Origin of the sequence: Mycolicibacterium aichiense (assembly GCF_010726245.1) — a bacterium.
GTDB classification, from domain to species: Bacteria; Actinomycetota; Actinomycetes; order Mycobacteriales; family Mycobacteriaceae; genus Mycobacterium; species Mycobacterium aichiense.
In genome coordinates, this window is record NZ_AP022561.1 from 3,258,270 (window position 1) to 3,277,587 (window position 19,318).

21 protein-coding genes and 1 tRNA gene are annotated in these 19,318 nt (G+C 66.3%); 11 read left to right on the forward strand and 11 right to left on the reverse strand.

Annotated features, from left to right (window positions below):
- Positions 1-46: 46 nt before the first annotated feature.
- From G6N32_RS15825 to G6N32_RS15835, 3 genes are read left to right on the forward strand one after another with little or no spacing between them, the layout of a single operon-like run.
- Positions 47-553, forward strand: a complete 507-nt coding sequence (locus G6N32_RS15825; RefSeq protein WP_172507297.1) for a ribonuclease FAU-1 family protein — start codon at positions 47-49, stop codon at positions 551-553.
- A gap of 60 nt (positions 554-613) precedes the next feature.
- Positions 614-1,150 carry a hypothetical protein gene (locus G6N32_RS15830; RefSeq protein WP_115320398.1) on the forward strand — a complete coding sequence of 179 codons (537 nt, stop codon included), beginning with the start codon at positions 614-616 and terminating at the stop codon, positions 1,148-1,150.
- 29 nt (positions 1,151-1,179) lie between these two features.
- Positions 1,180-1,632, forward strand: coding sequence for a nitroreductase/quinone reductase family protein (locus G6N32_RS15835; RefSeq protein WP_115320399.1), 453 nt, complete (start codon positions 1,180-1,182; stop codon positions 1,630-1,632).
- Here the strand turns inward: G6N32_RS15835 and coaE are convergent, their stop codons facing one another.
- Positions 1,633-2,814 carry a dephospho-CoA kinase gene (gene coaE, locus G6N32_RS15840; protein WP_163789291.1) on the reverse strand — a complete coding sequence of 394 codons (1,182 nt, stop codon included), beginning with the start codon at positions 2,812-2,814 and terminating at the stop codon, positions 1,633-1,635.
- A 75-nt stretch (positions 2,815-2,889) separates the two neighbouring features.
- Positions 2,890-4,341, reverse strand: a complete 1,452-nt coding sequence (rpsA, locus tag G6N32_RS15845; protein ID WP_115320401.1) for a 30S ribosomal protein S1 — start codon at positions 4,339-4,341, stop codon at positions 2,890-2,892.
- A gap of 203 nt (positions 4,342-4,544) precedes the next feature.
- On the opposite strand from rpsA, the gene G6N32_RS15850 reads away from it, so the two are divergent.
- Positions 4,545-5,645: a PrsW family intramembrane metalloprotease gene (locus G6N32_RS15850; RefSeq protein ID WP_115321271.1), complete on the forward strand. Its 1,101-nt coding sequence runs from the start codon at positions 4,545-4,547 to the stop codon at positions 5,643-5,645.
- A 43-nt stretch (positions 5,646-5,688) separates the two neighbouring features.
- Entirely contained in the window at positions 5,689-6,393 is a 705-nt protein-coding gene (locus G6N32_RS15855; RefSeq protein WP_115320402.1) for a trimeric intracellular cation channel family protein, read from the forward strand.
- Here the strand turns inward: G6N32_RS15855 and polA are convergent.
- Positions 6,324-9,023, reverse strand: coding sequence for a DNA polymerase I (gene polA / locus G6N32_RS15860; protein ID WP_115320403.1), 2,700 nt, complete (start codon positions 9,021-9,023; stop codon positions 6,324-6,326). The two genes, G6N32_RS15855 and polA, sit on opposite strands and share 70 nt — an antisense overlap.
- Before the next feature lie 29 nt (positions 9,024-9,052).
- On the reverse strand, positions 9,053-9,349 hold the full coding sequence (locus G6N32_RS15865) for a hypothetical protein (RefSeq protein WP_115320404.1): 297 nt from the start codon (positions 9,347-9,349) through the stop codon (positions 9,053-9,055).
- A gap of 95 nt (positions 9,350-9,444) precedes the next feature.
- Here G6N32_RS15865 and G6N32_RS15870 point away from each other — a divergent pair, with 95 nt between their 5' ends.
- From G6N32_RS15870 to G6N32_RS15880, 3 genes are read left to right on the forward strand one after another with little or no spacing between them, the layout of a single operon-like run.
- Entirely contained in the window at positions 9,445-9,897 is a 453-nt protein-coding gene (locus G6N32_RS15870; protein ID WP_115320405.1) for a Zn-ribbon domain-containing OB-fold protein, read from the forward strand.
- Positions 9,894-11,093: a lipid-transfer protein gene (locus G6N32_RS15875; RefSeq protein WP_115320406.1), complete on the forward strand. Its 1,200-nt coding sequence runs from the start codon at positions 9,894-9,896 to the stop codon at positions 11,091-11,093. The genes G6N32_RS15870 and G6N32_RS15875 overlap by 4 nt, the downstream gene beginning before the upstream one ends.
- Entirely contained in the window at positions 11,094-11,321 is a 228-nt protein-coding gene (locus G6N32_RS15880; RefSeq protein WP_115320407.1) for a DUF167 domain-containing protein, read from the forward strand.
- Here G6N32_RS15880 and G6N32_RS15885 read toward each other — a convergent pair.
- On the reverse strand, positions 11,299-11,574 hold the full coding sequence (locus tag G6N32_RS15885; RefSeq protein WP_115320408.1) for a helix-turn-helix domain-containing protein: 276 nt from the start codon (positions 11,572-11,574) through the stop codon (positions 11,299-11,301). The genes G6N32_RS15880 and G6N32_RS15885 overlap by 23 nt on opposite strands.
- 49 nt (positions 11,575-11,623) lie before the next feature.
- On the opposite strand from G6N32_RS15885, the gene map reads away from it, so the two are divergent.
- Positions 11,624-12,394: a type I methionyl aminopeptidase gene (gene map / locus G6N32_RS15890; RefSeq protein ID WP_115320409.1), complete on the forward strand. Its 771-nt coding sequence runs from the start codon at positions 11,624-11,626 to the stop codon at positions 12,392-12,394.
- A gap of 45 nt (positions 12,395-12,439) precedes the next feature.
- Positions 12,440-12,922 carry a hypothetical protein gene (locus tag G6N32_RS15895; RefSeq protein WP_115320410.1) on the forward strand — a complete coding sequence of 161 codons (483 nt, stop codon included), beginning with the start codon at positions 12,440-12,442 and terminating at the stop codon, positions 12,920-12,922.
- Here G6N32_RS15895 and G6N32_RS15900 read toward each other — a convergent pair whose 3' ends face one another.
- From G6N32_RS15900 to G6N32_RS15925, 6 genes are all read right to left on the reverse strand, one after another.
- Positions 12,923-13,660, reverse strand: coding sequence for an ABC transporter ATP-binding protein (locus G6N32_RS15900; RefSeq protein ID WP_115320411.1), 738 nt, complete (start codon positions 13,658-13,660; stop codon positions 12,923-12,925). It abuts the gene before it with no gap.
- Positions 13,647-14,516 carry an ABC transporter ATP-binding protein gene (locus G6N32_RS15905; protein WP_232077129.1) on the reverse strand — a complete coding sequence of 290 codons (870 nt, stop codon included), beginning with the start codon at positions 14,514-14,516 and terminating at the stop codon, positions 13,647-13,649. Before G6N32_RS15905 ends, G6N32_RS15900 begins: the two co-directional genes overlap by 14 nt.
- Complete coding sequence (locus G6N32_RS15910; RefSeq protein WP_115320412.1) at positions 14,513-15,703, reverse strand: branched-chain amino acid ABC transporter permease; 1,191 nt, start codon at positions 15,701-15,703, stop codon at positions 14,513-14,515. Before G6N32_RS15910 ends, G6N32_RS15905 begins: the two co-directional genes overlap by 4 nt.
- The gene (locus G6N32_RS15915; protein WP_115320413.1) at positions 15,700-16,737 is read right to left on the reverse strand and encodes a branched-chain amino acid ABC transporter permease; all 1,038 of its coding nucleotides are present in this window, start codon (positions 16,735-16,737) and stop codon (positions 15,700-15,702) included. The genes G6N32_RS15910 and G6N32_RS15915 overlap by 4 nt, the downstream gene beginning before the upstream one ends.
- 76 nt (positions 16,738-16,813) lie before the next feature.
- Positions 16,814-18,034 (reverse strand): branched-chain amino acid ABC transporter substrate-binding protein, encoded by a 1,221-nt coding sequence (locus tag G6N32_RS15920; RefSeq protein WP_115320414.1) that lies wholly within the window; start codon positions 18,032-18,034, stop codon positions 16,814-16,816.
- Between the two features lie 186 nt (positions 18,035-18,220).
- Positions 18,221-18,838: a two-component system response regulator PdtaR gene (locus G6N32_RS15925; protein WP_036344739.1), complete on the reverse strand. Its 618-nt coding sequence runs from the start codon at positions 18,836-18,838 to the stop codon at positions 18,221-18,223.
- Positions 18,839-18,953: 115 nt separating this feature from the next.
- Here G6N32_RS15925 and G6N32_RS15930 point away from each other — a divergent pair.
- Positions 18,954-19,030: transfer RNA gene (locus G6N32_RS15930), tRNA-Leu, on the forward strand.
- The last annotated feature ends 288 nt before the right edge of the window (positions 19,031-19,318 follow it).

A 19,318-nucleotide genomic window follows, 5' to 3' on the forward strand; every position in this document is an offset into this window, starting at 1 on the left:
GTTAAGCGTCCCCACCGACACATTCATTCCTCGTTACGCTTGCGCGGTGACCGTCCATCCGCCCAAGCAGGAGACGTTCGACCTGGTCGCGTACACGAACACCGACCCGAAGGGCATCGTGCGGGCGGTGGACGAGTATGTGGTCACCCCGTGGGGCCTCTACATGGCCCGCCCCACCCCGGGTCGCGCCCAGTTTCACTACCTGGAGTCGTGGCTGCTGCCGTCGCTGGGGCTGCGGGCCAATGTCTTCCACTTCAACCCCGGCTACGAGCGGCCGCAGGACTACTACCTCGACGTCGGCGTGATCACCGCAGGTGACACCGCCTGGCATGCCGAGGACCACTACCTCGACCTGGTCGTCTACGCCGGTGACCGCACCGACCTCATCGACACCGACGAGCTGTTCACCGCTCACCGCGAGGGCCTGCTGACCACCGAGACCGCCGAGGCCGCCTTGCAGTGCGTCGTCGGCGCCGTGGACGGCCTCGCCCGTCACGACCATGACCTCAATGCATGGCTTTGCACCGAGGGAATGACACTGACCTGGCGCTGATGCCTTTCGGGCGGGGCAACGAATCGGCAGTCCCAGAGCGGACGGGTAGTCTGCCTAGCTATGAGCTCCACCACGCGCGGACGGCTGAGCATCGTCGCCGCGGCCGCCCTGGTCGTGGGTTCTCAGTTAACGCCGGCGACCGCGCTGGCCGACCCGGATCCCGCGCCGCCGCCGACGCCCGCTGCCTCGGATGACGCGAACCCGCAGTTACTCCACAACATCACCTACCGGGCCCGGGCGGACGGCACCTCGCGCGGCGCGGTGGTCGCGTACAAGATCGACGACAACAACGTCAACAGCGACCAACCCACGCTGCTGCCGGGGATGACCTTCGAGGTGAACACGGTTCTGCACGATCCCAAGAAGGCCGGTATGGAGCTGTCCATCCAGTGGCCCTACGGATCGAATCTGCACTGCGAGATCCTGGTGGACGACCAGATCGTGGCGCAGGCTGACCAGTTCATCGCCCCCCGACTGTTCCGTCCCAAGGATGACCCGCTGTACGGCACCATCCAGTGCGGCGCACCCCTGGATACGCCCGCCCCGAACTCCGCGCCCCCGCCCGCACCTGCCCCGGCGCCGGAACCGACGACGTAGACGTCCGCGATCGCCGATACTCTGGGCACGTGCAGAAACCCGATCGTGTCGCCGAGGCCGGCGCCTGGCTGTTGGAGAACGGCCACCGGATGCTGCTCGCGCTCACCGGCGGGCGTTACCCCCGCACGGTGATGGGCATGCTGACCGTCGAGCTGCATACCGTAGGCCGCAAGTCCGGGAAGCCGTACACCAACCTGTTGACGTCTCCGGTGCACGACAAGGAGCGCATCGTCGTCGTGGCATCCAAGGGCGGGCATCAGGACCACCCCGACTGGTACAAGAACGCGATGGCCAACCCGGAGGTCGGTGTGACCGTGGACGGCGCGACGGTTCCGATGCTGGCCCGCACCGCCAGCCCGGAAGAGCGGGCCGAGTTGTGGCCGCGAGTTGTCAAGGCCTACAAGGGATATGCGGGCTATCAGCGCAACACACCCCGCGAGATCCCGTTGCTGATCCTGGAACGCCGCCGAGCGTTCCGATAGTCAGGAAGCCGGCGTCCAGCCGGTCGTGTCGGCCCATTCCCACGCCCGGCGGTAGGCATCGAGGAACCACGGCTCCTTCGCCTCGGCGTAGGCACCGATGTCTGCGTGCTGAGCCGCGGAATGTTTGACCGCCAGATAGTCGGTCCGCACACCGGGATTGGCCTTGAGCCAATCCACGAACAGCAGCGCGAACCGCTGATTGGGCCAACCGTCCACCCGGATGTGCACATTGGTGGGCCGGCCCGGGTCGCCGGAGGCGTGGAAACGCTTGCGCCACAAGGCCGGATCGGTACCAGCCTTCGGCACGTCAGAGGTGATCGATTCGACGCGGGGATACCCGGCCCGCAATAGGTCTTCGGCGAGTTCGTCGGCGACGTCCAGCGAGGCGACCGTCACCTGGACGTCGATGATGTCCTTGGCGTCCATCCCGGGCACCGCCGTCGACCCGATGTGGTCGATCCGCACCGCCCGGTGCCCGCAGGTGGTGTTGAGCCGGGCCAGGATTCGGCGGGCTTGATCGGGCCAGCTCGGATCGGCCGCCACCACAGCGGTCGAACTCGGTGCCGGGGTCCGGGTGGTGAGATTGTGGGCGAACGGCAGGATCCGCTGGTACCACAGCTCACGCGCCTGCTCGACGAGTTGCCCGGAGCTGCCGGAGTTGTCCAGCCAGACGTCGGCGACCAGTCTTCGCTGCTCCTCGGTGGCCTGCGCGGCGATCCGGGCCCTGGCGTCGGCCTCGGAGAAGCCGAGGTAGTCGATCAGCCGCTTCACCCGCACTTCTGGATCGGCGTGCACGATGATGACCAGCGGGAACATCGGCGCCATCTGCGACTCGACGAGCAGCGGGATGTCCTCGACAATGACGGCATCCTCCCCCGCGGCGGCGATCAGCTCCGAGCGCCGAGTCGCCACCAGCGGGTGAACGATGCCGTTCAAGGTCTGCCGCTTGTCCTCGTCGCTGAACGCGATCCCGGCCAGTGCCGGGCGGTCCAGTGCACCGTCGGGCAGCAGGATCTGTGATCCGAACGCGTCGACCAGTTTGGCCAGGCCTTCGGTGCCCGGTTCGACGACTTCGCGGGAGATGACGTCCCCATCGACGACGATGCCGCCGCATTCCGAGAACGTGGCGGACACCGTCGATTTGCCGGCGCCGATTCCGCCGGTGAGTCCAATACGCAGCACTGCACCAGTCTTTCAGGCAGCCGAGACGACGAACGCCCCGGCTCTGATGAGCCGGGGCGTTCGGTCGTGAACTAGTTAGGCGTTGCCCGCCAGCTTCTCGCGGAGAGCCGCGAGCTGGGCATCGCTGGCCAGCGAACCGCCGGCCGACTCACCCGAGCTGGACGACGACGAGGTTGCGCCGTTGCCCGCGGGACGCTCGGCCGCTTCGGCCTCGGCCTTGGCGAACTTCTCCATCTGCGCGGTGTGCATCTTGTGCCTGCGCTCGGCCTCGGCGTAGCGGGCCTCCCACTCGGTGCGCTGCTTGTCGAAGCCTTCCAACCATTCGTTGGTGTCGGCGTCGAAGCCCTCCGGGAAGATGTAGTTGCCCGCATCGTCGTAGCTGTCGGCCATGCCGTACTTCGAGGGGTCGAACTCCTCGGTGTAGTCCTCGTTGGCCTGCTTGAGGCTCAGCGAGATGCGGCGGCGCTCCAGGTCGATGTCGATGACCTTGACCATGGCGTCGTCGCCGACCTGCACGACCTGATCCGGCACTTCGACGTGCCGCTCAGCCAGCTCGGAGATGTGCACCAGACCCTCGATGCCCTCTTCGACACGGACGAACGCACCGAACGGCACCAGCTTGGTGACCTTGCCGGGCACGATCTGGCCGATGGCATGGGTGCGGGCGAAGTGGCGCCACGGGTCTTCCTGAGTCGCCTTGAGCGACAACGAAACCCGCTCGCGGTCCATGTCCACGTCGAGCACCTCGACGGTGACCTCGTCGCCCACCTGAACCACCTCGGACGGGTGATCGATGTGCTTCCAGGACAGCTCGGACACGTGCACCAGGCCGTCGACACCGCCGAGATCGACGAACGCGCCGAAGTTGACGATCGAGGACACGACACCCTTGCGGATGGCGCCCTTCTGCAGCTGGTTGAGGAACTCGCTGCGCACCTCGGACTGGGTCTGCTCCAGCCACGCGCGGCGCGAGAGCACCACGTTGTTGCGGTTCTTGTCCAGCTCGATGATCTTGGCCTCGATCTCCTTGCCGATGTACGGCTGCAGATCGCGGACGCGTCGCATCTCGACCAACGACGCGGGCAGGAAGCCGCGCAGGCCGATGTCGAGGATCAGGCCGCCCTTGACGACCTCGATGACGGTGCCCTTGACGGCCTCGTCCTTCTCCTTGAGCGCCTCGATGGTGCCCCAGGCGCGCTCGTACTGAGCGCGCTTCTTGGACAGGATCAGGCGGCCTTCCTTGTCCTCCTTGGTGAGGACGAGGGCTTCCACCTCATCGCCGACGGACACAACCTCATTGGGGTCGACGTCGTGCTTGATGGAGAGTTCGCGGGAGGGAATGACACCCTCGGTCTTGTAGCCGATGTCGAGCAAGACTTCGTCGCGGTCAACCTTGACGATGGTGCCTTCGACGATGTCGCCATCGTTGAAGTATTTGATGGTCTTGTCGATCGCGGCGAGAAAGTCCTCGGCCGAGCCGATGTCGTTGACGGCTACTTGCGGCGAGGTGACGGTGGGACTTGGCATATTGTTGGGTTGCTCCGGACAGGCTTAATCGTAGGGACAGTTCTGTTGGGGATGGATCTGTGGTGCTGTACCCGCTAAGTGCACACAGGTACTTCCCGAGACTACTCGACTAGGCACACGCTGGACAAACCCGGGTCTGTGAGCCCGCTGTGGGCGCCCTCGTCGAATACCCTGCTCAGGTGTCCTACCCCTTCCCGCCGCCGATGCCCCGGCCGGTCCGCAAGGTCGGCGCCCCGCTCGCGGTGATCATCGTTCTCGGCACCGTCGCCGGGTTGATCTTGACCCTGCTGACCGCGGTGAATCCGGCCGGCACCGTGATCGGTTTCACTCTGGCCACCATGGCGACGGCGCTGGTGGTGCTGTCGTATCTCTGGCTGGACCGGTGGGAACCGGAGCCGCCGCGGTTGCTGGTGTTCGCCTTCGTCTGGGGCGCCTCGGTGGCGGTCGTGGTGTCGGTGGGCCTCGAGGTGGTCTTCGACGCCGCGGTGAACACCGGCGGTTCGGAGTCCAGCCCGTTCACCATCGCGGTCGGGGCCCCGCTGATCGAGGAGGCCGCCAAGGGCGCGTTCCTGCTGTTGATGATGACGGGGGTGCGCCGGGCCGAGCTGAACTCGCTGACCGACTGCCTGGTCTATGCGGGGATGACGGCGATCGGCTTCGCCTGGCTGGAGAACATCTTCTACATCGCCGATGGTGGCTCGCTCGGCGACTCTCTGCTGACCGCGGGATTGCGTCTCGTCATGGGACCGTTCGCTCACCCGCTGTTCACGACTTTCACCGCGATCGGCGTGCATTTCGCTCTGCAGCAACGCAGTTGGTTTGCCAAGGCGGGGTGTGTGGCGCTCGGGTACCTCGCCGCGGTGGTGATGCACGGGCTGTGGAACGGCTCGACACTCGTCGGTGTCGGCGCCTACTTCGGGGTGTATGTGGTGTGGATGATGCCGGTGTTCGCCCTGGCCGTGACGCTGGCGGTGCGCAGTCGCCGGCGCGAGCAGCGTGTGGTGGCCGAGAAGCTGCCGGGCATGGTCGCCGCGGGTCTGGTGACCGCGGCCGAGGCCGGCTGGCTGGGGTCGATCCGCACCCGCAAAGAGGCCGTGGCCGCCGCCACCCGGTTCGGCGGGCGCCCCGCCGGCCGCGGGGTCAAGAAGTTCGCCATCCAGGTGGTCGAGCTGGCATTCGTCCGTGACCGCATCGACCGCGGTTTCGGCGATGCCCGGGTGTTCGCGCTGCAGCAAATCGAGGTCGATGGGGTCGTCGCGGCGCGCGCCGCGGCCGGGCCGGCGCTGCACTGGCTGAACGGCTGAAACTGCCAGCCGGCTCCCATGTTCGGCTCCTACCTTCGCGGGCATGATCCAGCACATTCTGGAATATGCCGGCATCGCGGTGCTGGCCACCTCCGGTGCGGTGGTAGGCGTCCGCAAGGGCTTTGACCTGTTCGGCATCGCAGTTTCGGCTGCTTTGACCGGTATCGGCGGCAACCTGCTGCGCGACGTCCTGCTGGGCGTCTTCCCGCCCGCCTCGCTGCAGCGGTGGGCCCCCATCACGGTGTGTGTGGTGGCTGCGCTGCTGACCACGATGTTCGCCAAGCTGGTCATCAGGCTCAGCCAGCTCGTGCTGGTTCTCGATGCCATCGGCATGGGATTCTTCGCGACCACCGGCGCGGCGATCTCGGTCGATCACGGTGCCAGCTATTTCGCTGCGGCGCTGCTCGGCATGGTCTCGGCGGTCGCCGGCACCATCATGCGCGACGTCGTCGCGCGGGACGTACCGATGGTGATGGGACCCGACGACATGTATGCCGCGCCCGCCGTACTGGGTTCGGTTGTCTACGTCGTGATCGATTCGATGGGTTCACAGTGGCTGGGAGTGGCGATTGGATCGCTGGTGGCCACGCTGTTGCGGCTGGCTGCCATCACCTTCCATTGGCGACTGCCCACCGGGCCGCGCGAGCTGCACGTGCGGCCGGACCCGGACGATCACCATCAATGCGCGGCGGCATCCCAGCTGCGGCCGTACCCGACCGACACCTCGAGCGGAACATCCAACGCGTAGGCGCTACCCATCTTGTCGCGCACCAGCTCCTCGAGGGCGTCGCGTTCGCCGTCCGCGACTTCGAACAGCAGCTCGTCGTGCACCTGCAGGAGCATGCGCGACGCCAGTCCACGTTCCTTCATCGCTGAGTCGACGTTGATCATCGACACCTTGATCAGGTCGGCGGCGCTGCCCTGGATGGGTGCGTTGAGGGCGGCGCGTTCGGCGGCCTCACGCACCTGCCGGTTGCTGCTGTCGAGCTCCGGCAGGTAACGGCGACGGCCGAACACCGTCGAGGTGTAGCCGTCTTTGCGGGCCTGGTCGACGATGTCGCGCAGGTAGTCCCGGATGCCGCCGAACCGGTTGAAGTACTGCTCCATCTGGACCTTGGCCTCTTCGGTCGAGATCTTCAGCTGCGCCGACAGGCCGTAAGCACTGAGCCCGTAGGCCAGGCCGTACGACATCGCCTTGACGCGGCGCCGGAGCTCGGCGTTGACCTCGTCGATCGGGACGTCGAACGCGCGCGACGCGACGAACGAGTGCAGGTCCTCCCCGGTCCGGAACGCCTCGATCAGCCCCTCGTCCTTGGACAGGTGCGCCATGATGCGCATCTCGATCTGGCTGTAGTCGGCCGTCATCAACTCGCCGTAACCGTCGCCGACGATGAACGCGTCGCGGATCTGACGCCCGGCATCGGTGCGGATCGGGATGTTCTGCAGGTTCGGCTCGGTCGACGACAACCGCCCCGTCGCGGCGATGGTCTGGTTGAACGTGGTGTGGATGCGCCCGTCGGCGGCAACCGACTTCAGCAGCCCGTCGACGGTGACCTTGAGCCGGGTCGCGTCGCGGTGGGCCAGCAGATGCTCGAGGAACGGGTGGCCGGTCTTGTCGAACAACGACTGCAGCGCGTCGGCGTCGGTGGTGTAGCCGGTCTTGGTGCGCTTGGTCTTCGGCATGCCGAGCTCGTCGAACAGCACCACCTGTAGCTGCTTGGGCGAACCCAGGTTGATCTGCTTACCGATCACCTCGTACGCCGCGTCGGCGGCTTGCCGGATCTGCTCGGCGAACTCCCGCTCCAGGGTGTTCAGTTTGTCCAAATCGACTGCGATGCCGACGTTTTCGAGCCCGGCCAGGACAGCCTGCACCGGGAGCTCCATCTGGCCCAGCAGCGACGACGAGTCGATGCGCTCCAGCTCCTCGTCCAGCGCATCGGCCAGGTCGGCGACCGCGCGGGCGCGCAGGATGAGCGTCTGCACCGCCTGATCGTCCACGCCTTCGCTGTCATCGAGGAGCGAAAGCTGTTGTTGCTCAGGGTTATCGGCACGCAGCTCGCGCCGCAGGTAGCGCAGCGACAGGTCGTCGAGGGCGAAGCTGCGCTGCCCGGGGCGCACCAGATATGCGGCCAGCGCGGTATCGGAGGTGACACCGGCCAGCTGCCAGCCGCGACCCGCCAGGTCGTGCATGGCAATCTTGGCTTCGTGCAACACCTTCGGCGCACTCTCGTCGGCAAGCCAGGCTCCCAACGCGGCCTCGTCGTCGGGCGTCAGAACGGAGGTGTCGATGTAGGCGCCGTCACCGTCGGCCGTGGCGATCGCCACCGCGGTGGCATCGCCGTCATACACCCGGTGGGTGCCGACGACGGCGAGACCGGACCGGGCGCCGGTTCGGGCGTGCTCGGCCAGCCACGCCGACACCGTGCCGGATTCGAGCTGCCCGCCGCGGACGTCGAACCCCTCGTCGACCTCCGGCTCGACCGCCGCCAGCGTGTCGAACAGCCGGTCGCGCAACACCCGGAACTCGAGGTCGTCGAACAGACGGTGGATCTGGTCGCGATCCCACGGCTGGACCCGCAGCGTGTCGGGGGTCTGCGCCAGCGGGACCTCCTTGACCAGTTCGGTGAGATCCCGATTGAGGATGACGCTGGACAGGTTCTCGCGCAACGCATCTCCGACCTTGCCGCGCACCGCGTCGACATTGTCGACCAACCCCTGCAGCGAGCCGTATTCGAGGATCCACTTGGCGGCGGTCTTCTCCCCCACCCCCGGAATGCCCGGCAGGTTGTCGCTCGGGTCGCCGCGCAACGCCGCGAAGTCGGGGTACTGCGTCGGGGTCAGGCCGTACTTCTCGACGACCGCCTCGGGGGTGAACCGGGTCAGGTCGCTGACGCCCTTGCGTGGATAGAGCACCGTGACGTCCGGGCTGACCAGTTGCAGCGCGTCCCGGTCGCCGGTGACCACCAGCACCCGGTAGTCCTCCTGCTCGGCCTGGGTGGCCAGCGTGGCGATGATGTCGTCGGCCTCGAAGCCTGGCTCGGCCAGGACGGTGATCCCGAGTGCGTTGAGCACTTCCTTGGTGATCTCGATCTGGCCGCGGAACTCGTCGGGTGTTGCCGAGCGGCCTTCTTTGTACTCCGGGTACTTCTCCTTGCGGAAGGTCTGCCGGGAGACGTCGAACGCGGCGGCCACGTGGGTGGGCGTCTCGTCACGCAACAGGTTGATCAGCATGGCGGTGAAGCCGTAGACCGCGTTGGTGGTCAGCCCGTTCTTGGTTTTGAAGTTCTCGGCAGGCAGTGCGTAGAACGCCCGAAACGCGAGCGAATTGCCATCCAGCAGCAGCAGGGTCGGTTTCTGGTCCGTAGCGCTCGCCGTCACGCCATCACTCTATGCACCGCCCCCGACACTCAGTACCCGAGGAGCTTGCGGAATCGCTGTCCCACGGCCATCGACTGCCCCATCCGCTGCACCCACCCGTCGAGCGCGGCCTGGGTGTCAGCCGGATCCCAGCCGCGTTCCTGACCGAGGGCGATCATGCCGGCCTCGTCGGTGACACCGCGTTTCTGCGCGGTCAGCGCGAGTTCGGCGTAGTTGCCCAACGAGATGCCGTTGATCGGTTCCCAGATCGGGTCGTCGTCGGCCACTGACTTGTTCGACGGACCGCCCAGTAGGGCAGGATCACTCAGTTTCTTGAAAAGTCCCATGCCGCGACTTCACCCCGAGTCGCCGGCTACCGATCCCAACTTTCCGAACTGGAACACGTTTCAATTCGACGACCCGCATCGCATACGATGACCCCGTGCCAGCTTCTCCAGACGCCCCCACGCAACTACCGGCGATCGACGGTTGGTGGGACCACGACGACGCCGGTGTGCCGCATCTGATCGGCGGCAAGTGTCCTCAGTGCGGGACCTATGTGTTTCCGCCGCGGGCCAACAACTGCCCCAACCCGGCCTGCGACAGCGATGTGCTCGAAGCCGTCGCGCTGTCGCGACGCGGCACGGTGTGGAGCTACACCGAGAACCGATACGCGCCTCCCCCGCCGTATCCGTCGCCGGACCCGTTCGAGCCGTTCGCGGTCGCCGCTGTCGAGCTCGCCGACGAGGGCCTGATCGTGCTGGGCAAGGTGGCTGAGGGCACGCTGGCCGCTGACTTGAAGGTCGGCATGGAGGTGGAGCTGACCACCATGACGCTCTACACCGACGACGACGGCACCGAGCGCGTCACCTACGCATGGGAGATCGCGAAATGAGCGCGGAACCGGTTTACATCCTCGGCGCGGGCATGCACCCCTGGGGCAAATGGGGCCGCGACTTCACCGAGTACGGCGTCGTGGCCGCCCGCGCCGCGCTCGCCGAGGCCGGCCTGGACTGGCGCCAGATCCAGCTGGTGGCCGGCGCCGACACGATCCGCAACGGCTACCCCGGCTTCGTGGCGGGTGCGACGTTCGCGCAGAAACTCGGCTGGAACGGCATCCCGGTCACCTCGAGCTATGCCGCCTGCGCCAGCGGTTCGCAGGCCCTGCAGAGCGCCCGGGCGCAGATCCTGGCCGGCTTCTGCGACGTGGCGCTGGTCATCGGCGCGGACACCACCCCGAAGGGCTTCTTCGCGCCGGTCGGCGGCGAGCGTCGTAACGATCCCGACTGGCAGCGCTTCCACCTGATCGGCGCCACCAACACGGTGTACTTCGCACTGCTCGCGCGCCGCCGGATGGATCTCTACGGCGCCACACTCGAGGACTTCGCTCAGGTGAAGGTCAAGAATGCGCAGCACGGGTTGAACAATCCGTACGCCCGCTACCGCAAGGAGGCCAGCGTCGAGGACGTGCTGGCCAGCCCAGTGGTCTCCGATCCCCTTCGGCTGCTGGACATCTGCGCGACCTCCGATGGCGCGGCCGCGGTGATCGTGGCAAGCAAGGCATTCGCCGAGAAGCATCTCGGCTCGGTCCAAGGCGTGCCGTCGGTGCGCGCGGTGAGCCTGCAGAGTCCGCAGTACCCGCAGCATTTGCCCGAATTGCCGGACATCGCAACCGATTCCACCGCTGTGGTGCCGGGACCGGACCGAGTGTTCAAGGATCAGATCCTCGACGCCGCCTACGCCGAGGCCGGCATCGGTCCCGAGGACCTGTCGCTGGCCGAGGTCTATGACCTGTCCACCGCGCTGGAACTCGACTGGTACGAGCATCTGGGCTTGTGCGCCAAGGGTGAAGCCGAACAGCTGCTGCGCAGCGGCGCCACCACGATCGGTGGCCGGATTCCGGTCAACGCCTCCGGCGGACTGGCCAGCTTCGGCGAGGCGATCCCCGCCCAGGCGATCGCCCAGGTCTGCGAGCTCACCTGGCAGCTCAAGGGTCAGGCCACCGGCCGTCAGGTCGAGGGGGCCAAGGTCGGAGTGACCGCAAACCAGGGCCTGTTCGGCCACGGCTCGTCGGTGGTCGTCGCGCGCTAGGTGAGCCAGACCGTCGTCGTCACCGTCAAGCCGGGCAGCCGCAAGGGGCCGCTGGTCGAGACGGCCGACGACGGTTCGCTGACGATCTTCGTACGGGAGCCTGCCATCGAGGGCAAGGCCACCGAGGCCGCGGCTCGGCTGCTCGCCAAGCACCTGGGGGTACCGCGAAGCGCGGTGACGTTGACGGCGGGTGCGACGTCTCGGGTCAAGCGGTTTCGCGTCGACTAGTCTGCGCGCCGCCGCCCCGCCATACATCGACGGCGTCCTGCAGCGGCAAACCCAGTGCATCACACAGGCTTACGACGGTGCCGAAGCTGGGACTGGGCAGCCGGCCGACCTCGATCTTGCGCAGTGTCTCCGGGGAGATACCCGCATCCTTGGCGATGACCTCGGGTGCCCGGCCGGCCCGCGCCGTCCTGATCAACGCGCCGAGGCGTTGTCCGGCTCGGATCTGCTCGGGGCTCAGCGGTACGCGCACCATGCGATCGAGTATACGGTATAAAAATACCGACGAAGGGAAGCGCACTCCGATGATCGAACTCAAGACCGCCAAGGAAATCGACAAGATGGCCGTCACCGGTGACTTCGTGGCGCGCACACTGGCGACGCTGGCGCGCGAGGCCGAACCGGGCGTGAACCTGATGCAACTCGAACACCGCGCCAGAGCACTGATCGACGAGCGTGGTGCGACATCCTGCTACTGGGACTACTCGCCGTCCTTCGGTCGCGGCCCGTTCCGCAATGTCATCTGCCTCTCGGTCAATGATGCTGTGCTGCATGGTCTTCCGTGGGACTACGTGCTGCGTGACGGCGATCTACTGAAGCTGGACTTCGCCGTCTCGATCGACGGGTGGGTGGCCGACTCGGCGATCACGGTGGTGGTCGGCGAGCACCCGGACCCCGCGGACACCGCACTGGTCGACTCCACCCGCCGCGCCCTGGCCGCCGGCATCGCGGCCGCGGTTCCCGGCGGACGGCTCGGCGACATCTCGGCGGCCATCGGCGAGGTGGCCGCCGCCGCGGGCTACGCCGTCAACACCGACTTCGGCGGGCACGGGCTCGGCCGCACCATGCATGAGGACCCGCACGTGCCCAACCGAGGCAAGCGCGGCCGCGGCATGGTCCTCAAACCCGGCCTGACCCTGGCGCTCGAGCCGTGGTGGGGACGCGGAAGCAACCAGCTGATCGTCGATCCGGACGGCTGGACACTACGAGCGGCCGACGGATCCAACACCGCCCACTCCGAGCACAGCATCGCGATCACCGAGAACGGTCCGCGCGTGCTGACACTGGCCGGGTAGACGGCACAGCAGGCCTGGTTCGACTCGGAGCTGTACCGTCAGCTGATGCCTGGTTGGGACTCCTTCGCCGTCATCGTCGGCGGCGTCGGCGGAGCGCTGGTCGGATTGCTGTTCGTCGCGATCTCGATCCATGCCAAGCAGATCGGCGACTCCGCGAGTCTGCGCGGCCACGCAGCGCAAACCCTGGTGGTGTTCACGATGCTGCTGCTGGTGGCTGTCGTGCTGGTCGTTCCCGCGCAACCGGATCGGGTGATCGGCGCCGAGCTTGTCGTGCTGGCTGTAGGCGCAACGATCCTGCTGGTCTTCCTCGGTAAGCCTGCGCGAGATGTCACCGCGGAGAACCAACTGGGCCGAATGTTGAAGCGAGTCAACCCCAATGTCAGCACGGCACTCGGTGTCGCGGTGACGGGCCTGTTGCTGCTGACCGGTGTGCGGTGGGCTCCCTACGCGCTGCTGCCTACCACCTGCGCCGCGATCGTGGGAGGCCTGACGAGCGCGTATCTATTACTGACCAAGCTCTCCGACTGATCAGGCCACGCCGAGGTATGCCGCGCGAATACTGTCGTCGGCCAACAACTCTCGGGCAACCCCGCTGCGGGTGATGGTTCCGGTCTCCAGGATGTAGGCACGGTCCGACCGGGTCAGCGCCTGCTGGGCGTTCTGTTCCACCAGCAGGACGGTGGTGCCCTGCGCGTTGATCTCGGAGATGATCTTGAAGATCTGCGAAATGATCATGGGCGCCAAGCCCATCGACGGTTCGTCGAGCAGAAGCACCCGTGGGCGCGCCATCAGCGCGCGCCCGATCGCCAGCATCTGCTGTTCCCCACCGGACAGCGTGCCGCCGACCTGGGCCCGGCGCTCGGCGAGCCTCGGGAACGTCTCGAACACCCAATCAAGACGCTCGCGGTGCTCCGTCTTGCTGTCGAACTTGCGTCCGTAGCAGCCCATTTCGAGGTTCTCGGTCACAGTCATGCCGGGGAAGACGCCACGACCCTCGGGGGCCTGGATGAGTCCGTCGATGGCGCGCTGATGGGCTTTGACCCGGCTGATGTCGCGGCCCTCGAACCACACCGATCCCGACGACAACGGCCGCAGTCCGGAGATTGCCCGCATCATCGTGGTCTTCCCGGCACCGTTGGAGCCCAGCAGCGTAACCAACTCGCCCTGCCGGACAACGAGTGAAACCCCGTGCAGCGCTTCGATTCTGCCGTAGTGCACCACCGCGTCGCGGACCTCGAGAAGCGGGGCGTTGTCAGAGCTGGTCATCGGGCACCCCCAGGTAAGCGGCGATCACGGCCGGGTCGTCGCGGATCTCGGCGGGCAGACCGTCGGCGATCTTGCGGCCGAACTCCAGCACCACGATCCGGTCGGTGACCCCCATGACCAGTCGCATGTCGTGCTCGATCAGCAACACCGTGTAGCCGTCGTCGCGGATGGCTTGGATCAACTCGATCAGCGCGGCTTTCTCACTGGGGTTGAAGCCGGCTGCCGGCTCGTCGAGGCACAGCAGTTTCGGCTCGGTGGCCAGTGCCCGGGCGATCTCCAGCCGGCGTTGGTCGCCGTACGGCAGGTTCTTGGCCTTCTCCTCGCCGCGATGCGCGATCCCCACGAATTGCAGCAGGGCAGCCGCCTTGTCGATGGCCGAACGTTCTTCGCGGCGGTGCCGAGGCGTACGCACCAAAGCGCCGGGCACCGAGGTCTTGTGTCGCGCGTCGGTGCCGACCACGACGTTCTCCAACGCGGTCATCTCGCCCCACAGCCGGATGTTCTGGAAGGTGCGGGCAATCCCCCGTCGGGTGATCTGGTGCCGTTTGATCCGGCCCAGCGGCGCCCCGTCGAAGGTCACCGACCCCGAACTCGGCCGGTACACACCGGTGATCGCGTTGAAGCAGGTGGTCTTGCCCGCGCCGTTCGGTCCGATCAGCCCGAGGATCTCGCCCCGCTTGATCTCGAAACTCACCGAATCCAGCGCGGTCAGGCCGCCGAACTTCACCGTGAGATCCTTTGTCTCCAGCAGGGTTTCCCCCTCGGCGACGTCGGTGTCACGAGCGAACACGGCCAGACTCTCGTCGATCGGGGTGTCCGGATCGTCTTGGGTGGGACCGCCGGCGGCGTGCGTCATGCGGCCGACTTCGACTCGTCGGCGCTACTCAACAGATAGCGGGCGCGTTTGCCATAGGTGAGCAGCTGTTGACGAACCGGGAACAGCCCCTGTGGGCGGAAGATCATCAGCACCACCAGCGCCAGGCCGAAGAACAGGTACTTCAGGTCGCCGAGGTTGATGCCCAGGAAGTGCACACCGAGCAGTCGGTTCGGCAGGTAGACGATCACGAACGCTCCGAAGATGACGCCGAGCTTGTTGCCCTGCCCGCCCAGCACCACCGCGCACAGGAACAGCATCGAGTTGATGATGTTGAAGGTCGGCGGCGCGACGTATTGCACCTGCCCGGCGTACAGCGCCCCGGACAGTCCGCCGATCGCGGCGCCGATCACGAATGCCCACAGCTTGAACCGGAACGTGTTCACGCCCATCACTTCCGCGGCGTCCTCGTCTTCGCGGATCGCCACCCAGGCCCGGCCGACCCGGCTGCGTTCCAGATTGCCGACCAGCAGCAGGATTCCGACGATCAGGATCAATCCCAGCCAGAACCACCAGGTGCCATAGTTCGCATGGCCCGTGGAGTTTCCGCTCGAGAACACCCCGTCGGGCAGCTTGTCGGTCTGCCCGACCCTTGGATATGCGACCCCGTTGAGACCGCGGGAACCATTGGTGACCCCGGACAGGTTGTCGGCGAGCAACCTGATGATCTCGCCGAATCCCAGTGTGACGATGGCCAGATAGTCTCCGCGCAGCCGCAGCGTCGGGATGCCCAGGATCAGTCCCGCCAGCGCGGTGAAGGCCATCGCGAGCGGAACACACGACAACCATGCCCAGTTCTCGCTGAACGCCCCGCTGCCGCTTATCTGGTTCCACGGGCTGTCCGGACTGGTGAGCAGGGCGACGGTGTAGGCGCCGACGGCGTAGAAGCCGACGTAGCCGAGGTCCAGAAGACCGGCCTGGCCGACGACGACGTTGAGGCCGATCGCGATGATCGCGACCATGGCGAACTGAGCCATGGTGCCGCCGAAGCTGATTCCCGGCGTGTCGAAGAAGGGCGGCGGATGCAGCGGCGAGAGCGCCAGTAATGCGAAGCCCAGAATTCCGAAGCCCCACTTCTGCACCCGGCTCAGGCCCGACCACCATCCGCGCAGCCCGTCACCGGGAGCCAGCAGCCGGCCCGACCACTTTCCTGGCGTCTGCTCGCTCATGCTCGCGCCTTTCCGAGGCTTTCCCCGAGTATCCCGGTGGGCCTGATCAGCAGCACCAGAACCAGCAACACGAAAGCGACGACGTCACGCCATTGCGTGCCGAACACGGCCTGGCCGTAGTTCTCCATGACGCCCAGCACCAGCCCGCCGAGCAACGCCCCGCGCAGGTTGCCGATTCCGCCGAGCACGGCCGCGGAAAACGCCTTGATACCCAACAGGAATCCGCCCGAGTAGATGATGCCCTGCGGCACCTTCAGGGTGTAGAGCAAGGCGGCTGCGCCGGCCAGCAGACCGCCGATGAGAAACGTCGTCAGGATGATCCGTTCCCGCGACACCCCCATCAGCGTGGCGGTCGTCGGGTCCTGGGCCACCGCCCGGATACCGCGCCCGAACTTGGTCCGGTTGATCGCGATGTCGGTCAGCGCGGCGAAGATAAGCGCGGCCGCGACGACCACGATCGTGACGTTCGAGACGGTTGCGCCGAACACCTCGAACTGGGTTTTTGGCTGCACCAAGATGATCGGTTGCTGAGCGTTGCTGCCGCCGTAGTCCTTGATGATCTTGGGCAACACGAAGTGCACGAACTCCTGTAGCACGAACGACATACCAATCGCGGTGATCAGGAAGGTCAGCGGCCGCGCGTTGCGCCGCCGCAGCGGCCGATAGGCGACGAACTCCAAACCCATTGCGGCCGTGCCGGATACCAACATCGCGAACAACATGGCGATGCCGAGGTAGAACACGGTGAGCAGCACACCCTTGTTGTAGGCGTTGCCGCTTGGCGAGAACCCCAGGATCATGTCCAGGCAGAAGTAGGCACCGAACATGCCCAGCATGAAGATCTCGGAATGCGCGAAGTTGATCAGCCGCAGCACGCCGAACACCAGGGTGTAGCCGACCGCGACCAGGGCGTAGATGGCGCCCCAGGACAGCCCATCGATGGTCAACTGCCAGAAGCCGTCTCGCAGATTGTCGACATTGAAACCGATGTCGCTGGCGAGACATGAGATCTGGCCGAGGCACTGATAGACCATCTAGGGGCGGCCTCCTTGGTGTCTGGAACGAGAACGCGTCCGAGCCAAGTGGTCCCGGACGCGTCTCGCGAATCGGCTACTGAACCTTGTAGATCCAGATCAGGGTGGTGGTGAGCTCACCCTTATCGGTCCACTGGTATTTACGGGCAACGCCTTGTCCGTTGTAGTTCTTGACCCAGTCGAGCAGGTCCGGACGAGTGATCTTGCCCGCGTCGATGCCCTTGAGCAGAACGGTCCCGAGGTCGTAGCCCTCGGTGCTGTACGTGCCGGGAGCCTGACCGAACTTCTTGGTGTATTCGTCGGCAAAGCTGCCGGTGGCCGGGCCGCAGGGGCAGGACAGGATGGCGTCCTTGGAGGCCTGGCCGGCCGCCTTGACGAACTCCGGATCCTTGGTGCCGTCGGCGCTGACGAACTTGCCGGTGTATCCGCCGTCACGCAGCTGCTGGACGAACGGAGCAGCTTCGGCGTAGTAGCCGCTGTAGAACACCGAATCCGGCGACTGTCCCTTGACCTGGGTGACTGCGGCCGAGAAGTCCTTGTCGCCCTTCTTGACCGAGATCTTGCAGGCGTCGAGAGCCACCGGGCCGAGGGTCTCGCGGACTGCCGCCGCGAGGCCGGTGCCGTAGTCGGTGCTGTCGTCGACGACGCAGACCTTCTTCTGCTGCAGCGTGTTCTTCAGATAGTTGGCGACCGACGGACCTTGCACACCGTCGTTGGCCAGGCCGCGGAAGAATGTCTTCCAGCCCTGCTCGGACAGCGTGACGTTGGTGGCCGACGCGGTGGCGGCGACCAGGCCGGCCTGGTCGAACACCCCGCCGGTGGCCTTGGTCTCGCCCGAGAACGCCGGTCCGACAAGCCCGATCGTGAACGCGTCGTCGACGATCTGCGGCGCGATAGCGGTGGCCTTCTGCGGGTCACCTTCGGTGTCGAACGGCTTCAGCTGCACCTGGCAGCCGGGGTTGGCGGCGTTGTGCTTGTCGATGGCGAGCTGCACGCCGTCCTTGATGTTGATGCCCAGCGCGGCATCGGGCCCGTTGAGTGCACCGGCCATCGCGATGGACACCGGCGGGCAGGTGGCCTTTCCGTCCCCGGCCGGATCGGCAGGGGTGGCGCCGGCGTCGGGTTTGACTTCCGCGCCGTTCTGGTCGATCTGGACCTGCTCGACAATCTTCAGGTCGCCCTGCGCGGAGTTCCCGCCACCGTTCGACGGGGACTGCTGGTTGCAGCCGGCGATGCCGATGACCGCCAGCAGCGCCGAACTAGCGGCGATTGCACTGCGTGTCGCGCGTCCGCGCACGTTTCACCTCCGGGTCAGTAGTTTCACGGCGCCGACATCGCAGACCGCTTACCGGCCCACTCTCGACACTGCGGTAGAACATAACCAACCGGTGGCCGCAGCGCGTCATGTTGGCCAACGCCTGGCCGTGAGCATATTCCGGATCGCGGCAAACGGCGCGGTCAGAGGAAATGCAAAGTTAACGCGTCAATTCGACGCCGGATCCGAACCGGGCGTGTCGAGCGTCTCCAGCACCACCTCGGCGACCCGCTTCATGGTGGTGCGCCGGTCCATGGCCGCACGCTGAATCCACTTGAACGCTTCGGGTTCGGTCATGCCCTGGTTCGCCTGCAGCAGCCCCTTGGCCCGCTCCACCAGCTTGCGGGTCTCGAGCCGGTCCGACAGGTTGGCGACCTCACGCTCCAGTTCGGCGATCTCACCGAACCGACTGACCGCCACCTCGATCGCCGGGATCAGATCGCTGATCGAGAACGGCTTGACCAAGTACGCCATGGCGCCGGCGTCGCGCGCTTTTTCCACCAGATCGCGCTGACTGAAGGCGGTCAGCACGACGATCGGCGCGATGCGCTTGCTGGCGATCTCGGCGGCCGCGTCGATCCCGTCGCGACGCGGCATCTTGACGTCCATGATCACCAGGTCAGGGCGCAGCTGTTCGGCCAGCTCGACGGCCTCCTGGCCGTCGCCGGCCTCCCCGACCACCTCATAGCCCTCATCCCGAAGCATCTCGGCCAGATCCATCCGGATCAACGCTTCATCCTCGGCGATCAGCACCCGGCGGGATGTGCGGTCTTCGGCGTCCGTCATGCGGCCATTGTTGCGTGGTCAGCGGCAATCAGCCACCTCGGCGCCCTCCGGCCGACCGGTTGGCGGCGCCGGCACGGTCATCCACTATGGTGAGACACCGCCGTGAAGACGGCCTGCCCTCGTATCCCAACTGGCAGAGGAAACGGATTCAAAACCCGTGCAGTGTGAGTTCGAATCTCACCGAGGGCACCACAAACCGACTTCGAGCATCAGTCTCGCGGTCAGGAACTGCCGCGGCGCCCCGACCGTTGACGAAGCGAACCCGCCACGGCCCCCTATCCCCCCCGGCCGTGGCGGGTTCCCTTCGACGGCGTCAAGATCATGCACATTCGATTGGCGCGCGGGGATCCCGACCATGCCGCACGCATTCGGCTTACGTGGCTCAACCATTTGACCCCGGGCTATCGAAACGGCTGACCATTTCAATGAGCTGGTGCATCAACGCGATCTCGGTGTTATCGGCTCCGGCTTGTGGCGCGA

Excerpts from the sequence above, each read along its gene's own strand:
- G6N32_RS15830 (WP_115320398.1), top strand. The coding sequence starts at position 614 with ATGAGCTCCACCACGCGCGGACGGCTGAGCATCGTCGCCGCGGCCGCC.
- rpsA (WP_115320401.1), bottom strand. The coding sequence starts at position 4,341 with ATGCCAAGTCCCACCGTCACCTCGCCGCAAGTAGCCGTCAACGACATC.
- G6N32_RS15850 (WP_115321271.1), top strand. The coding sequence starts at position 4,545 with ATGCCCCGGCCGGTCCGCAAGGTCGGCGCCCCGCTCGCGGTGATCATC.
- G6N32_RS15855 (WP_115320402.1), top strand. The coding sequence starts at position 5,689 with ATGATCCAGCACATTCTGGAATATGCCGGCATCGCGGTGCTGGCCACC.
- G6N32_RS15865 (WP_115320404.1), bottom strand. The coding sequence starts at position 9,349 with ATGGGACTTTTCAAGAAACTGAGTGATCCTGCCCTACTGGGCGGTCCG.
- G6N32_RS15875 (WP_115320406.1), top strand. The coding sequence starts at position 9,894 with ATGAGCGCGGAACCGGTTTACATCCTCGGCGCGGGCATGCACCCCTGG.
- G6N32_RS15885 (WP_115320408.1), bottom strand. The coding sequence starts at position 11,574 with ATGGTGCGCGTACCGCTGAGCCCCGAGCAGATCCGAGCCGGACAACGC.
- map (WP_115320409.1), top strand. The coding sequence starts at position 11,624 with ATGATCGAACTCAAGACCGCCAAGGAAATCGACAAGATGGCCGTCACC.
- G6N32_RS15895 (WP_115320410.1), top strand. The coding sequence starts at position 12,440 with ATGCCTGGTTGGGACTCCTTCGCCGTCATCGTCGGCGGCGTCGGCGGA.
- G6N32_RS15900 (WP_115320411.1), bottom strand. The coding sequence starts at position 13,660 with ATGACCAGCTCTGACAACGCCCCGCTTCTCGAGGTCCGCGACGCGGTG.
- G6N32_RS15905 (WP_232077129.1), bottom strand. The coding sequence starts at position 14,516 with ATGACGCACGCCGCCGGCGGTCCCACCCAAGACGATCCGGACACCCCG.
- G6N32_RS15910 (WP_115320412.1), bottom strand. The coding sequence starts at position 15,703 with ATGAGCGAGCAGACGCCAGGAAAGTGGTCGGGCCGGCTGCTGGCTCCC.
- G6N32_RS15915 (WP_115320413.1), bottom strand. The coding sequence starts at position 16,737 with ATGGTCTATCAGTGCCTCGGCCAGATCTCATGTCTCGCCAGCGACATC.
- G6N32_RS15925 (WP_036344739.1), bottom strand. The coding sequence starts at position 18,838 with ATGACGGACGCCGAAGACCGCACATCCCGCCGGGTGCTGATCGCCGAG.